Origin of the sequence: Acrocarpospora macrocephala, from assembly GCF_009687865.1 — a bacterium.
Classification (GTDB): Bacteria; Actinomycetota; Actinomycetes; order Streptosporangiales; family Streptosporangiaceae; genus Acrocarpospora; species Acrocarpospora macrocephala.
Genome location: NZ_BLAE01000017.1, coordinates 40,304 through 54,496 on the forward strand (window position 1 = coordinate 40,304; position 14,193 = coordinate 54,496).

The 14,193-nt window shown below is 69.7% G+C and carries 10 protein-coding genes and 2 pseudogenes; 4 read left to right on the top strand and 8 right to left on the bottom strand.

Annotated elements, in window-relative coordinates:
• The first annotated feature begins 140 nt into the window (after positions 1 to 140).
• Positions 141 to 2,270: a hypothetical protein gene (locus Amac_RS16435; protein ID WP_155355262.1), complete on the top strand. Its 2,130-nt coding sequence runs from the start codon at positions 141 to 143 to the stop codon at positions 2,268 to 2,270.
• Between the two features lie 269 nt (positions 2,271 to 2,539).
• On the opposite strand, the gene Amac_RS16440 is transcribed toward Amac_RS16435, so the two are convergent.
• The 6 genes and pseudogenes from Amac_RS16440 to Amac_RS16460 all read right to left on the bottom strand — a co-directional run bounded on the left by Amac_RS16440 (position 2,540) and on the right by Amac_RS16460 (position 8,342).
• Positions 2,540 to 3,097, bottom strand: coding sequence for a hypothetical protein (locus Amac_RS16440; protein WP_246268389.1), 558 nt, complete (start codon positions 3,095 to 3,097; stop codon positions 2,540 to 2,542).
• 159 nt (positions 3,098 to 3,256) lie between these two features.
• Positions 3,257 to 4,102, bottom strand: a complete 846-nt coding sequence (locus tag Amac_RS16445) for an AMIN-like domain-containing (lipo)protein (RefSeq protein WP_170322517.1) — start codon at positions 4,100 to 4,102, stop codon at positions 3,257 to 3,259.
• 722 nt (positions 4,103 to 4,824) lie between these two features.
• Positions 4,825 to 5,499, bottom strand: a pseudogene (locus Amac_RS57915) (DUF4389 domain-containing protein); the annotation flags it as partial.
• Positions 5,500 to 5,679: 180 nt separating this feature from the next.
• Positions 5,680 to 5,835 carry a cation transporting ATPase C-terminal domain-containing protein gene (locus Amac_RS57920; RefSeq protein WP_373869821.1) on the bottom strand — a complete coding sequence of 52 codons (156 nt, stop codon included), beginning with the start codon at positions 5,833 to 5,835 and terminating at the stop codon, positions 5,680 to 5,682.
• 20 nt (positions 5,836 to 5,855) lie between these two features.
• Positions 5,856 to 6,029: pseudogene (locus tag Amac_RS57925) on the bottom strand (hypothetical protein); the annotation flags it as partial.
• Positions 6,030 to 6,056: 27 nt separating this feature from the next.
• The gene (locus Amac_RS16460; RefSeq protein ID WP_155355266.1) at positions 6,057 to 8,342 is read right to left on the bottom strand and encodes a pyruvate, phosphate dikinase; all 2,286 of its coding nucleotides are present in this window, start codon (positions 8,340 to 8,342) and stop codon (positions 6,057 to 6,059) included.
• A gap of 155 nt (positions 8,343 to 8,497) precedes the next feature.
• On the opposite strand from Amac_RS16460, the gene Amac_RS54450 reads away from it, so the two are divergent.
• Together Amac_RS54450 and gap are read left to right on the top strand one after the other, a co-directional pair.
• Complete coding sequence (locus Amac_RS54450) at positions 8,498 to 9,547, top strand: hypothetical protein (protein ID WP_174900173.1); 1,050 nt, start codon at positions 8,498 to 8,500, stop codon at positions 9,545 to 9,547.
• Positions 9,548 to 9,567: 20 nt separating this feature from the next.
• Positions 9,568 to 10,560: a type I glyceraldehyde-3-phosphate dehydrogenase gene (gene gap / locus Amac_RS16470; protein WP_425544325.1), complete on the top strand. Its 993-nt coding sequence runs from the start codon at positions 9,568 to 9,570 to the stop codon at positions 10,558 to 10,560.
• A gap of 3 nt (positions 10,561 to 10,563) precedes the next feature.
• On the opposite strand, the gene Amac_RS16475 is transcribed toward gap, so the two are convergent.
• Both Amac_RS16475 and Amac_RS16480 read right to left on the bottom strand, forming a co-directional pair.
• Complete coding sequence (locus Amac_RS16475) at positions 10,564 to 11,988, bottom strand: sensor histidine kinase (RefSeq protein WP_155355267.1); 1,425 nt, start codon at positions 11,986 to 11,988, stop codon at positions 10,564 to 10,566.
• A complete protein-coding gene (locus Amac_RS16480) occupies positions 11,985 to 12,692 on the bottom strand; it encodes a response regulator transcription factor (RefSeq protein WP_281356302.1) in 708 nt (235 codons plus the stop codon). The genes Amac_RS16475 and Amac_RS16480 overlap by 4 nt, the downstream gene beginning before the upstream one ends.
• Before the next feature lie 133 nt (positions 12,693 to 12,825).
• On the opposite strand from Amac_RS16480, the gene Amac_RS16485 reads away from it, so the two are divergent.
• The gene (locus Amac_RS16485; RefSeq protein WP_246268390.1) at positions 12,826 to 14,172 is read left to right on the top strand and encodes a ferredoxin reductase family protein; all 1,347 of its coding nucleotides are present in this window, start codon (positions 12,826 to 12,828) and stop codon (positions 14,170 to 14,172) included.
• Positions 14,173 to 14,193 lie beyond the last annotated feature (21 nt).

Below are 14,193 nucleotides of genomic sequence, written 5' to 3' on the forward strand. Positions count from 1 at the left end.
GATATTGATCGGCCATTGTTGTCCAGGCGGCAAAGCGAGAGCCCATCGTCGCCGAGGTTTCATCACTAATCGGTTTCGCCGATGAGACAAGCGTTATTCGCATGGTACCTTCGGGTTGACTCGCGGACGAGGGGCGGCCGATGGAACAGTTACCCTCCGTAAATCTGACCTTCTTCCTCTGGCTCCCTGCCGGGAAAGATGAATTCGGCTTCGGTGACCTTGCCAGGGCGCCGCTCAGTGACACGGTGTTTTACCGGCGTACGGACCCGCTGGAAGAGACGATCTCGAATCACTTCGAGAACAGGGTTGGCCGCCTGACCAGCGCGCGGAACAAGTTCGCCTTCATGGCGCCCGCCAGCACGTATCGGCCCATCGACGGCGAGCTCGGTCTCCGGAAGATCCACTTCGACTTCAGCTACGACCAGAACTATTCCGAACTGAGCGGCTACGTGCGGGAGGAGGCCATCCGTGGGACCGCGATTTTCTATTCGAACGGGCTCTACCTCTGGTCTTTCCGGATTCCGCTGGAGGAAGAGTTCACCGGTGCGCGACGTGCGAGGCTCAAGGAGGTGCTCAAGGGATTCCTTGAGCACGACTTCGTGAACAGGCACCTCCGCCACATTTTCAACTTCGAGTGGAATCCCGGCCAGGCGGAGGGCGATCCGGCCAGGTATCCGGGCATTCTCACCTACTACCAGCTTGACCTGCTCTTCAACGGCGTCTTCGACCAGGACGCGCATCCACATCTCAGTCTCGGTGACGGAATGCAGGAGGGGGAGGCGGCGCAGGCCCTGGAGAGGTACGGCGTCGAGTATCTGATCCAGTCGCTGTCCATGGCGGCAATCGACAACGACTACTTCCCCCTGTTCGACAAGCGCAAGTCGTACTCTCTGCGCCGGACTCACGGTGATGACGTCCCCTATATCAGCAGTGCCGTGAGCCTGGCTGTCCCGCAGTTGCCGCCCGACGCCGACGAGCTCCACGAACGCGAATTGTTCATCGCCCGCATCTCGTTCGCCGCGATGGAACAGTTCCTCCGGGTGGCGATCTCGTTCGGTCTCACGCACTACAAGACGGGTCTCGACCACATCAGGTCCGAGTTGATCAGCCAGGGCATGCAGGCCCGTAAGAACAGCACGTCGAACGAATTACGCCGCCCGTCGCTGCGCAACCATTCTCTCACCATCGCCGACCTGGAAACCTACTACTCCCTCCTGGTCGGCAAGCTCCCCATTCTCGGTTTCCTCAAAGACCTTATTCAAGGGCTCAGCGAGGTGACCGCGCCCGCGCAGGAAGTAGAGCACAACGGAGTCCGCGGCGCCGTGGAGTACCAGTTCGCCAAGGGCACGCTGAATGAGGCGCAGACCCAGTTCCAGCGCATGGTGAATGCGATCGCGGCCGACATCAGGGCGATCGGAACGGCCTTCGAGTCCGTACGGGCCGACCAGATGATCCTGGAACTCACCGAATCCCGGAAGTTCTCCGAGATCGCCGCGGAGTCACCACGCGCCGAGGTCGAGGTGGCGGGCGGCAGGCTCACCCTGGACGCCGACGACCGCGTGAAGCGGCTCCTGGTGCTCATCGGTGTTTCGATTGGCCTCATGGAGGTGTTCGGCAACATCGGCGTCACGCTGATGCAACTCGCGTACTCCGGGGAGTGGGAACCCTCCACAGGGCTGGTCATCGGCTACTGGATCGGGCTGATCGTGGTCGTGACGCTGCTGTTCGCGGTCGGCTACCGGCTCCTGGGCCGCCCGGCCAAGCCGGGACAGAACACGAACGGGACCGGCAAGCTGGAAACCCACGTGTACGACTACTCGTCGCTGTTACGGGAGGTCAAGGGCAGCGAATCCGCGGTGCTCATGGACCGGCTGCGCCAGCAGATGCTCGACATCGAGCAGCCCGACGCGGATCGGCGGCCGGCGGTCAGCTTCTCGACAGCGCATGAGACGCCGTCCAGCGGGGTGGAGCGCATCAAGTACTCGCTGGAGAGCCCGAAGTCGGACAAGAAGATCGCCTACATTCTCCACGTGGAGTTCGACCGAGGGCTGAGCGGCCGGAGAACGGAACGTTTGCTGGACATCCGCCTCGTCGTCCGCAAACCTGTCGAGGTCAACGTGGACGTCGTTCCGGGAAGCCATCGCGTCATCGCGGAATGTGTCAGGCTCCTGCTCTTCGCCGACGGCGACGAGAACGCTCTGCGGCATTTCTGCCGGGAACGTTTCGGCTGGGACCCGTCTCCGGCGCAGGGAGCGCCTCGAGCCGTCTGAGCGAGGACCGGATTCGGACGCCAGTTCCCTGGTTTCGGCCCCAGAGCATTCCGGATATTTGGCCATAAATCACTGTCTATAAGATCCGATGGCTGCGCAGCCGGACTCGTCGCGGGCGAGGGGTTCGGCGACGGTGGCCTTGGTGACGCCGACGAAGGCGCGGCGTTAGGGCGGCGTGAGTTACGGCTACTTCACCCAGTCGGCCGGCGGAACGCGTACAGCACGTCAGGACGCCCATCCATCCCGGATGGGCGTCCTGAAGGAGTCGGTTACTTGAGGATCGGGTACTTCTGGACGATCGCGGTGCGTGACCACCAGGTGCCGATGCCGAGGGTGTTTCCGGCGGAGGCGAGGGCCAGGCCGATGAGGACGACGGCGTAGATGAGGTGTTCGTCCATGAAGGGGTTGTTGGCGAGGGGGAGTTCGGCGGCCCACATGAAGACCAGGAGCAGGGAGCCGGTGGCGGCGGCGATGCGCATTCCGGCGCCGGTGATGAGGGCGGCGCCGATGCCGAGCAGGCCGAGCATGAACAGCCAGTCGACCCAGGTCTGTCCGGCCAGGCTGGAGAAGAAGCCGCCGAGGGCGTTTTCGCCGGTTCCTTTGAGGAAGCCGGTGGTGGGGCTGCCGCCGTTGATCCAGGAGCGGGCGGCGGGGGTTGCCAGGCCCCAGCCGAAGGCCTTGTCGAGGAAGGCCCACAGGAAGACCCAGCCGAGGGAGATGCGAGCGACGGCCCAGACGTAGTCCACCGGGCGCGCCGCGGTGGGCAGCGAGTGCGAGTTGAAGGTGCGGGGGGTGTGGACGGTGCGGCGTCCTTCGGTGGTGGCCATGGTGAGTCCCTTTTCAGAGCGGTCCTTGTCTTGTTCTCGCACCCCAATAACACCCTTTTGCGAGATCGATGCTTAGGGCTGGAGGACTCGCGCGGCGGGCCCGGTAGGCCCGTTCCGTACGGGACTTTCGGCCCTGGAACAGGGCTGAGCATGCTGATTTCACGGTTCCAGGCATTCGGGGATCGAGTCGGTACGGCCCTTGGGCCGCTGCGTACGGCCGGAGGCGTCGTAGATCTTCACCCAGCAGATGGTGGGAAACCGCTTGAGGGTGAGCATGATCTCGTCCGCGATGGTGAAGGTGGACCCGTCGCCGCGCACGCGACCGGTGAGGTACACCCGCGCGACGCCTCTGCTGATCGTGAGCTTGCTGAATCCGGTGGCGTGCGACCTGACCAGCCACAGCCCGGCCGCCTGTTCGGTCGCCGTCGGCCCCGCGAACAGCCGCACAAGGGCGCCGCGCGCGACGCCGGGGGGAATAACCGGGCGAAACACGGTGCGCGGATGGCCGGTGGAATCCAGCAGGCGAATCCCCGCGTTCACCGTCCAGTACGGGGTGGAAAAGTCCACGACGACCCTGCTGGGACTCTTCAGCGTGTACATCCGGTACGGCACCCGCTTGGCCAGCCCGATACCGAACGACAGCACCGACTCGAAGTCCCCGGTGTTGACCACCTGGATGATCCCGGGCAGCGCGTACGTCGTGCGCGCCGGGCCGTACGAGGGGACGCCCAGGGCGTCATGGCCGTCGGCGCCGGCGAAACGCAGCAGCAGAATGGCATCCCCGGCTACCCGCACGTCCTGCCCGGACCCGTCGGCGACCAGCCGCTTGACGTACGTGCCGCTTCGCCGTACGGGCAGCCCGTCGCGGAACTCGAAGACGAGGCGGTCCAGCCCGGGATGGCGTTCGGCGCGGATCGCCACGAGCACGGGAGTGGGCGCGGGCACGGGGACGGGAGGCCTGGCCGCCTGGACGGTTTCAGCGATGAGGGAACGCATGGTGATCATCTCTTCTCGTGGGTTCACGAGCCGGTCGTGGCCGGTTGACGGGTCTGGGTGCGCGGCGGTGCGGCCAGGTGCAGCCCCAGCAGGATGAGCCCGGCCCCGGTGAGCGCGAAGAGCGCGGACGTGGCGAGCAGCCCGGCGGTGAGGCCGCCGAGCGCGGGGACGGCCGCCGCGAGGCGGAGGTCGGCGGTGACGCCGGGGGTGGCGTCGGCGTTCATGAGGACGAGGGTCCATTCGCCGGGCTCGGTCTCCCAGCTCAGCGTGGAGCCGTCCGATTGCGCGGCCCAGAAATGCTGGCCGAGGGGCGGCGCGGCGGGCTGGGAGCCACCGTGCCGGAGGTGCTGGGAGCTCTGGCCGAGCTGCCTCAGCTGGTCGTGGGCGACGTTCCCCAGGTACCGGTCGACCGCGGCGGTGGGGGCGACGCCGATGAAGACCGGCGTGCCGGTGGAGTGTGCCTCGATCCGGATCCGGCCGACGTAGTCCCGCAGGAACCGGGCGCCCGGAGTGGTGAGCCTGACGTCGCCGGTGGTGATGGCGTACGTGGTCGTGGTCACCGGACCGGCGTCCACGGCGATGAAGCCGTCCGAGTCGCGGTGGAAGTGGAGCGTGGCGGCGCCGATGCCCGCGAAGGCGGTGCCGGCGGCGACCAGCGCGAGGACCGAACCGGACAGCACGGCCAGAATCGCACCGCTGGTCCAGCGGTGGGCCGGGGCATGTGGCGACTCCACCGGCGGGTCGTCGCCGGCCGCGGGCTCGCGTTCTCCCGCGTCGAGCCGGAATGGGGGATATGCGTCGGTCATGAGGGCGGCGTACGCGGCGACCCGCAGGGTCCACCGGTTCATGCCGAGCACGATGTCGAAGATCCCGCGCGGGTAGCGGCCGGTGAACAGCAGCGTGAGGGCGGCGATCAGCACCAGGACGCTGATGAGCCCGCCCAGGTTGAACTGCCAGGCGCCCTCGTACCGGTCACCGATCAGCAGGGCTCCGCTGATGAACACCGCGACGAGCAGGTAGTGCGGGATGGCCAGTAACCACGACTTGACCAGGACAAGACCGCGCGAGAGGCGCTCGGGGTAGTCGACGTCGAAGGCCGCCGGATAGCCGGGATCGGGCCTGAGCGTGAACGGCGGGTACCGGTCGGTGCCAAGGGCGCCGTAGCTGTAGTAGACGACCCGCCACGTCCAGCGCAGCACGCCGACGTTGAAGTCGAAGATGGCGCGCGGATAGCGGCCGGTGAACGGGATCGCGACGAAGGCGACCACGGTCAGCAGGAAGAACGCGGGCCACAGCAGGCTGAGCACGATGTAGTGCGGGATGGCCAGGAGCCACTTGACGAGCCAGAGCCACCGGCTCAGTGGGGTGTCGAGCCGGCCCTCCACACGTACGGGATAGTGGTTCATGGGTGAACCTCCTCGGAGATCTGCCACCTTTAAGGGCAGCACCGGCCAGCCGGAGCGCGTAGACGGCGAAAGTCCCCGATCAGCCGCTGATGGGCCTGTTTCGGTCAGATCTCCCGTGACGGCGCCGCGCCCACCTGCGAAGCTCGTCGGTTCCCCACACGATGACGGGGAAGGTGGCGATCAGCGCGCGGACGTCCGGGCCGAGCGCAGCAGGACGTAGAAGAAGGTGAGCAGGACCAGCGCGGCGGAGACGAGCCCGAGGTAGCCCCACGCGCGTACCAGCATGTCTCGCGAGATGACGCCCTGGGAACGGGGCCGCGGCGGGCGCGACATGATCCCCGGCTCGTCATCTCCTCGACCTTGGCCTGCGCTGTCTCGATCGGTCCGGTGACCAGGGCCAGCACCGACTCCGGCGCTCCCTTGACCGCCACGACGAGCCGGTCCTGGTGGCGGGACACGGTCGACATCAGCCGCAGCCGTGCGTCGAACCGGAACAGGGCCTGCCGGTCGGCGTCCCGTTGCCGGAGCAGGAGAGCGACGTCGCTCGAACCTCCTGGTCAGGTGTCGGCCGGGAGTGCCGCGCGGCCTGCTTCGAGGCGGGCCACCGGCACTCGGAAGGGGGAGCAGGACACGTAGTCGAGTCCGGCTTCGTGGAAGAAGCGCACCGAGTCGGGGTCGCCGCCGTGTTCGCCGCAGACGCCGATCCGCAGGTCCGGCCGGGCCTGGCGGCCCTCCTTGACCGCGATCGACACCAGTCGGCCGACGCCGCGGCGGTCGATGGTCTCGAACGGCGAGGCGTCGATGACGCCCAGGCGCAGGTAGGCCGGGAAGATCGACCCTTCCACGTCGTCGCGGGAGAAACCCCAGGCCATCTGGGTCAGGTCGTTGGTGCCGAAGGAGAAGAACTCGGCCGGTCCCGCGATGTCGCCGGCGGTCAGTGCCGCGCGCGGCACCTCGATCATGGTTCCGATGGGGATGCGCGGGATGCCGGGGACGCCGGCCAGGACACGTTCGGCGTCGGCGCGTACGAGGTGGAGTTCGCGGACGTCGCCGACGAGCGCCTCCTGGACCTCCTGCGCGCCCTCGGCGAGGATCAGCCGCTCCACCAGCGCGCGCCGCTCGCCCAGGAACATGTGCTCGGTACGGCACAGGCCGATTCCGGCGGCGCCGAACCGGCGGGCCCGGGCGGCGTCCTCGGGGGTGTCGGCGTTGGCGTACACGCCGAGCCGGCGGACGGCGTCGGCGTGCGCGACCAGCCGGTGCACCGCCGCGACCAGCGGGCCTGAGCCCGCGTCCCGCTCGCCCTCGAAATACTGGACGACGGGGGACGGGCGCACGGGCAGCTCGCCCAGGTAGACCTTGCCGGTGGTGCCGTCGATCGAGATGAGGTCGCCTTCGCGGACGGTCACGTCGACGGCGCGGAACTGGGGGCGCTCGTCGTCGATCTCGATGGCGGTGCCGCAGACGCAGGTGCGTCCCATGCCGCGGGCGACGACGGCCGCGTGCGAGGTCTTGCCGCCCCTGCTGGTGAGGATGCCGCGCGCGGCCAGCATGCCCGGCAGGTCGTCGGGATTGGTCTCGCGCCGGATCAGGATGACCGGCTCGCTCGCTTCGGTGGCGCGGCGGGAGTCGAAGACGGCCCGGCCGCAGGAGGCTCCGGGTGCGGCGGCCACGCCGGTCACGATCGGCTCCGGGTCGCCCGTCAGGTCGAAGCGGGGGAACATGAGCTGGGCGAGCTTGGCGCCGTCGACGCGGCGCAGCGCCTCGTCCAGGTCGATGACGCCTTCGTCGACGAGCTGGCCGGCGATGGTGAAGGCCGCGGCCGCGGTGCGCTTGCCGACGCGGGTCTGCAGCATCCACAGCCGGCCCTCCTCGATGGTGAACTCGATGTCGCAGAGGTCGCGGTAGCGCTGCTCCAGCACCCGCATGGCGGCGGTCAGCTGGTCGAAGCTGGGCGGGTCCAGGTGCGCCAGCTCCTGCAGGGGCAGGGTGTCGCGGCTGCCGGAGACGACGTCCTCGCCCTGGGCGTTGGGCAGGTAGTCGCCGTAGCGGCCGCGGGCGCCGGTCGCCGGGTCGCGGGTGAAGGCGACGCCCGTCCCGGACCTGGGGCCCCGGTTGCCGTACACCATGGCCATGATGTTGACGGCGGTGCCCAGGTCGTCGGGGATGTGCTCGGCGCGGCGGTAGACGCGGGCGCGTTCGGTGTTCCAGGAACGGAGGACGGCCAGGATGGCGCCCTTGAGCTGCGTGGCCGGGTCCTGGGGGAACGGCTCGCCCGTGTGGTCCTGGAAGATCTGCTTGTACTCCTCGACCAGGGCGCGGAGGGCGGCCGGGTCGAGTTCCGGGTCGGTCCGTACGCCGGCCGCCCGGCGATGAGCCGCGAGCGCTCGCTCGAAGAGGTCGCGCGGGACGCCCTCGACCGTGGCGCCGTACATGGAGATGAGCCTGCGGTAGCAGTCCCAGGCGAAGCGGTCGTCGCCCGAGGTGGCGGCCAGGCCGGTGACCGTGATGTCGTTGAGGCCGACGTCCAGGATCGTCTCCATCATGCCGGGCATGGAGAACTTGCCGCCGGAGCGGACCGACAGCAGCAGCGGATCGGCCGGGTCGCCGAGCCGGCGGCCCATGGTCTGCTCGACGCGGAGCAGGTGCTCGCCGACCTCCCGCAGCAGCCCTTCGGGGAGCTCGCCCAGCTTGAGGTAGGCCCGGCAGGCCTCGGTGGTGATCGTGAAGCCCGGCGGGACCGGCAGGCCCAGCCGGGTCATCTCGGCCAGGTTCGCGCCCTTTCCACCGAGCAGGTCTTTCATGTGCATACCACCGTCGGCGAAGTCGAAGACGTAGGTCATTTCCGCACTCCTTGCCGTGACTCGTAGGCGCTTCAAGCCTTTCCAGCGGTACGGCGGGGCGCCCCGAGCCCAAAGGCACCGTCGGGCGGGACTTTCGGCACATGTCTGGCTTGGTGAGATTGGCGACCGTGGAAGAGCCGTTGAAGGAGGCTCCGATGCGTGTCGTCAACGCCGTGGTGCGATGGTTACTGCTGTCCCCGTTGCATGATCTGCTGTCCCGGAGCGTGGCCCTGTTATTGATCACAGGTCGCCGCTCGGGGCGTAGCATCGCCGTCCCCGTCCAGTACGCGGAGGACGGCGACGTGCTCACGATCGTCAGCAGGCGTGACCGGCTGTGGTGGCGCAACCTGGCTGGAGGCGCACCGCTGACCGTGGTCCTGAGGGGTAAGCGGCATGCCGCCTACGGGGCGGTGAACAGCGCGCCGACCGCGGTGCGCGACGCCCTCGGAGCGGTGGGCGTGCCGGTGGTGCCCTCGCTCGAGGACGGCGTGGCGGTCACGATGGTGGTCGCGCCGGCCGAACCCCGGCCCGAGCCCAGCGGCCTGTGGCGTCGCTGGTTCGGCGCGGTGACGCTGGGCGAGCTGGCCGGCTTCGCGGTGCCCGCGCTGGTCGCCGCGTCGGTCGCCGCGGCGGGCCCCGAACTGCTGCGGGCGCTCCTCATCGTCGCCGCCGGAATCGTGGAGGGCTTCATTCTCGGCCTGGCTCAGGCGTACGCGCTGAGAACGGCCCTGCCGTGGGTGCCGACCGCCACCTGGGCGGGGGCCACCGCCGGGGGAGCGGCGGTGGCGTGGTCGATCGGCGCGATCCCCATCGTGCTCGGCGGATTCGACCAGCCGCCGCTGGTGCTCGTGCTGCTGGGCGCCGTCATGCTCGTCGCGATGGGCGGCCTGCAGTGGCGTGTCCTGGCCTCGCGGCTGCCTGGCACGGCCTGGTGGATCGCCGCCACGGCGGGTGCCTGGCTGGTGGCGCTCGCCGTGTTCGCCGCCGTGACCACGCCGCTGTGGCGGGAAGGGCAGCCGGTCTGGCTGGTCGCCGCGATCGGTGTTCTCGGTGGCGCGGTCATGGCCGTGACCGTGGCGGCGCTCACCGGGCTGGCCTTCGTACGCCTGGCGAAGTCAGAACGGAACGCGGGGCCGGAAGTTCCGCGGACACGGTCCTTCGCCTCTACGAGCACGCACCGGCGTCGCCGGACGATCGGCCTGTAGACCCGCAGAGAGGAATCACGATGAAGATCGGTATCAACGGCTTCGGCCGGATCGGCCGCGCCGTGCTCCGGGCCGGGCTGGACCAGGGGCTGGACATCGTCGCGATCAACGACCTGGCCGACGCCGACGCGCTGGCCCATCTGTTCAAGCACGACTCGACGTACGGCACCTACGACAAGCCCGTCTCGGTCGCCCCCGGCGCGCTGATCGTCGACGGCAGGCGCATTCCGGTCACCGCCTACCATGACCCGTCCGGCATCGACTGGACGGCGTACGGAGTGGACCTCGTGATCGAGGCGACCGGCCGGTTCCGCAGCAGGGCCGACGCCGAGAAGCATCTGAAGAACGGCGCCCGCAAGGTGCTCGTCAGCGCGCCCGGCAAGGATATGGACGTCACGCTCGTCCCCGGCGTCAACGACGCCGCCTACCGGCCCGGGCTGCACCAGATCATCTCGATGGCCTCCTGCACGACCAACTGCGTCGCACCCATGGTCAAGGTGCTCAACGAGACGTTCGGCCTGGTCAAAGGCTTCATGACGACCGTCCACGCGTACACGGGCGACCAGCGGCTGCTCGACTCGCCGCACAAGGACCCACGCCGCGCCCGCTCGGCCGCCGTCAACATCATCCCCACCACGACCGGCGCCGCCCGCATGGTCGGCGAGGTCCTGCCCGACCTGAGGGGCCGGCTCGACGGCATCGCCCTGCGCGTCCCGGTCGTCGACGGTTCACTGACCGACCTGGCCGCGGTGGTCGGCCGCCAGACCAGCGTCCAGGAGGTCAACCACGCGTTCGCCCAGGCGGCGCAGAGCCGGCTGGCAGGCGTCCTGCGCTACAGCACGGCCCCGCTGGTCTCCAGCGACATCATCGGCGACACCGCCTCCTGCGTCTTCGACGCGCCCCTGACGCAGACCGACGGAACGCTGGTGAAGATCTTCGGCTGGTACGACAACGAGTGGGGCTACGCCAACCGCCTCGCCGAGACGGCCACCCGGATCGCGGCCGAACAATAGGGGTTACGGCTGAGCGGCGGGTAGCAGCAGCCGGAACGCCGTGCGGCCCGGGCGGCTCTCGACCTCGACCGTGCCCCCGTGGGCCGTGGTGACGGCGCGGACGATGGCCAGGCCGAGGCCGGAGCCGCCGGAGGTGCGGGAACGGCCCTGGTCGCCGCGGGAGAAGCGTTCGAAGATCTCTTCGTGACGGTCGGCGGGGATGCCGGGGCCGTCGTCGGTCACGATCAGCTCGGCCTGGTGGTCCAGGCGCCGGACGGTGACGGCGACCCTGGTGCCGGGCGGAGTGTGGATGCGGGCGTTGGCCAGCAGGTTGGCGAGCACCTGGTGGAGGCGGAGCCGGTCGCCGCGTACGACGACCGGTTCCTCGGGCAGGTCGAGCACCCAGCGGTGGCCGGGTCCGGCCACCTGAGCGTCGGTGGTGACCTCGATCGCCAGCCGGGTGAGGTCGACCTCCTCGGCGGCCAGCGGCCGGCCCCCGTCCAGGCGGGCGAGCAGCAGCAGTTCGTCGACGAGCTCGCCCATCCGGCCTGATTCGGCCTCGATCCGGGTGAGCGAGTGCCGGATCTGCTCGGGGATGAGCCCGTCGTCGCGGAGCGCGAGCTCCACATGTCCCCGGATGGCGGCCAGCGGAGTGCGCAGTTCGTGGCTGGCGTCGGCGGCGAAGCCCCGGAGCCGCTGCTCGCTGGTGTGACGGCGGGCCAGCGCGTTCTCGACGTGGCCGAGCATGCGGTTGAACGCGGCGGCGACCTGGCCGATCTCCGAGCGCGGGTCCGCGTCCTGGACCCGCTCGGGGAGCGCCACCTCGCCGCTGGCCAGCGGCAGTTCGCTGACCCTGCGGGCGGTGGCGGCCACCCTGCTCAGCGGGCGCAGCGACAGCCGTACCCACAGGGTGCCGGCGACGCCGGTCACGGTCAGGACGGCGGCGAACAGCGCCAGTTCCAGCACGATCAGCCGGCGTACGGTCTCCTCCGCGGCCCGCAGCGGGAGCCCGGTGAGCAGGACGTCGCCGTCCTGGCCCGGAGCGGCGAGAATCCGGTAGTCGTCCAGCGCGGACAGCTCCATGCTGTGCGGAACCCCGTCCGCGGGAAGCGCCGCCAGCGTGGCGCGATCGGCCGCGGACAGCGTGGGCGCGGTGCCGGTCACGCGGTCGGTGACCACCGCGGCGTGGGTCAGCCTGCCGTCCACCAGGCGGGCGGCGAGCGTGCCGACGGCCTGTCCCCGGGTGTCGCCGCCCTCGAACTCCTGCTCGTGCTCCAGGCTCGCGGCGAACCGGTTGCGGTTCGCCGCGAGTTGCTGGTCGATCCGCTCGGTGAGGAAGCGGCCCAGGCCGATGGTGGTGGCGACGCCGATGGCCGCGCAGGCCAGCGCGAGCAGAACCAGCACCCCGGTGATGAGCCTGCCCCGCAACGTGTGCGGCGGCAGCCTCATGGCTTCATCACGTAGCCGACGCCGCGGACGGTGTGGATCAGCGGGGCCCGGCCCGCGTCGATCTTCTTGCGCAGGTAGCTGATGTAGAGCTCCACCACATGGGCCTGGCCGCCGAAATCGTAGGACCACACCTGGTCGAGGATCTGCGACTTGCTGAGCACGCGCCGCTGGTTGATCATCAGCAGGCGCAGCAGCTCGAACTCGGTGGGGGTCAGGTCGATGGGGACGCCGCCCCGGCTGACCTCCCTGGCCTCCTCGTCCATGATCAGGTCGGCCGCCACGAGGCGGTTTCCGTCGTCCGGCCGGGCCATGCCGGCCCGGCGCAGCAGGCCACGCAGCCGGGCCAGCACCTCCTCCAGACTGAACGGCTTGGTCACGTAGTCGTCGCCGCCGGCCGTGATGCCCGCGATCCGGTCCTCGACGGCATCCCGGGCGGTCAGGAACAGCACGCACGTCCGCGGCGCGTCCTCGCGCAGGCGGCGCAGCACCTCCAGGCCGTCCATGTCGGGCAGCATGACGTCCAGGACGACCGCGTCCGGCTGGAACTCGCGCGCCTGCCGTACCGCCTCCGCGCCGTCTCCGGCCGTCCTGACCTGCCAGTTCTCCTGGCGTAGTACGGCTTCGAGCACCTCGGCCAGGTCGGGTTCGTCGTCGACGACGAGCACCCGCACCGGCGTGCCGTCCGGTCGCAGCAAGTCCGCCATGTTCACCCCCATCCCAAAGTAGACAACCGCTTCATCTGAGAACCCTCTGAAAACCGCTCAGACCTTGATCTTTCAGAGGGAAACCAGAGATTCGCCTGGCATGGTGACGCCTGCGGACTGGAGGGGAGCCCTCGTGACAATTACCGAAATGCGGTCACCGCCGATGCGGGCGCCGCGGTTGCGCGCCCGCCCAGGGCTCGTGCTCGCCGTGCTGGGGTTCGGCGCGGTCGCCGTCGTGGCCCTGTGGTGGCAGAACACCGCCGCCGTGACCGGGCCGGGCGGGTGGCTGACCGGCGCCGGCCGGATCACCGGTCTGCTCGCCGGGTACGGCATCGCCGTGCTGCTGGCCCTGATGGCACGCGTTCCCGCGCTGGAACGCGGAGTCGGCACGGACCGGCTCACCCGCTGGCACGCCAGAGCTGGGCGCTACACGATCTGGCTCGCGCTCGCGCACGTCCTGCTGATCATCTGGGGTTACGCGGTCACGGACGGCACCGGCGTCGTGGACCAGGCCGTGACGATGGCGCTGTCCTACCCCGACGTCCTCAAGGCGACCGTCGCCTTCCTCCTCCTAGTCGGCGTCGGCGCCCTGTCGGTACGCGCCGCGCGCCGCCGCCTGCGCTACGAGACCTGGTACCACCTGCACTTCTACACCTACCTGGCGGCCTGGCTCGCGTTCGGCCACCAGCTCGCGACCGGCGCGGAGTTCACCGGCAACCGCCCGGCCCAGCTCGCCTGGTACGCCCTCTACCTCGGCGTGGCCGCGCTGCTCTGCTGGTACCGGTTCCTCGCGCCGATCCGTTTCTCGGTACGGCATCGCCTCCGTGTCACCCGGGTCGTCGCCGAGGCGCCGGGCGTGGTGTCGATCCACATCGGCGGCCACGATCTCGACCGGATGGGCGAGGAACCCGGCCAGTTCTTCCGCTGGCGGTTTCTCACCCGCGACCTGTGGTGGTCGGCCAACCCCTACTCCCTGTCCGCCCCGGCCTCGGCGGACGAGCTGCGCATCACGGTCAAAGGTCTCGGTGACCACAGTGCGGCGCTGGCCCGACTGCGCCCCGGCACCCGGGTCGTGGCGGAGGGACCCTACGGCGCGTTCACCGCCGGCCTGCTGCGGCGGCGGCAGGCCCTGCTCATCGGGGGCGGCGTCGGCATCACCCCGCTGCGTGCGCTGTTCGAGACGCTCCCGGGCGACCTCACCCTGATCTATCGCGCCAGCACGGCGGCGGACCTGGTGTTCCGGGAGGAGCTGGAGGCGATCGCCGCCCGGCGCGGAGCGCGCCTGCTCTACTGCGTGGGCACCCGCGCCGAGATCGGCCGGCCGTTCACCGCCGAGGCGCTCCGCGCGCTGGTTCCCGGCCTGCGCGACCACGAGGTCTACCTGTGCGGGCCGCCCGGGATGACGGCCGACGTGCTGGCCGCGTTGCGCGAGGCGAAGGTGCCCGCCCGCCGGATCCACCACGAATCGTTCGAGTTCTGATTCGCGTTCTTGAGAGGAGAG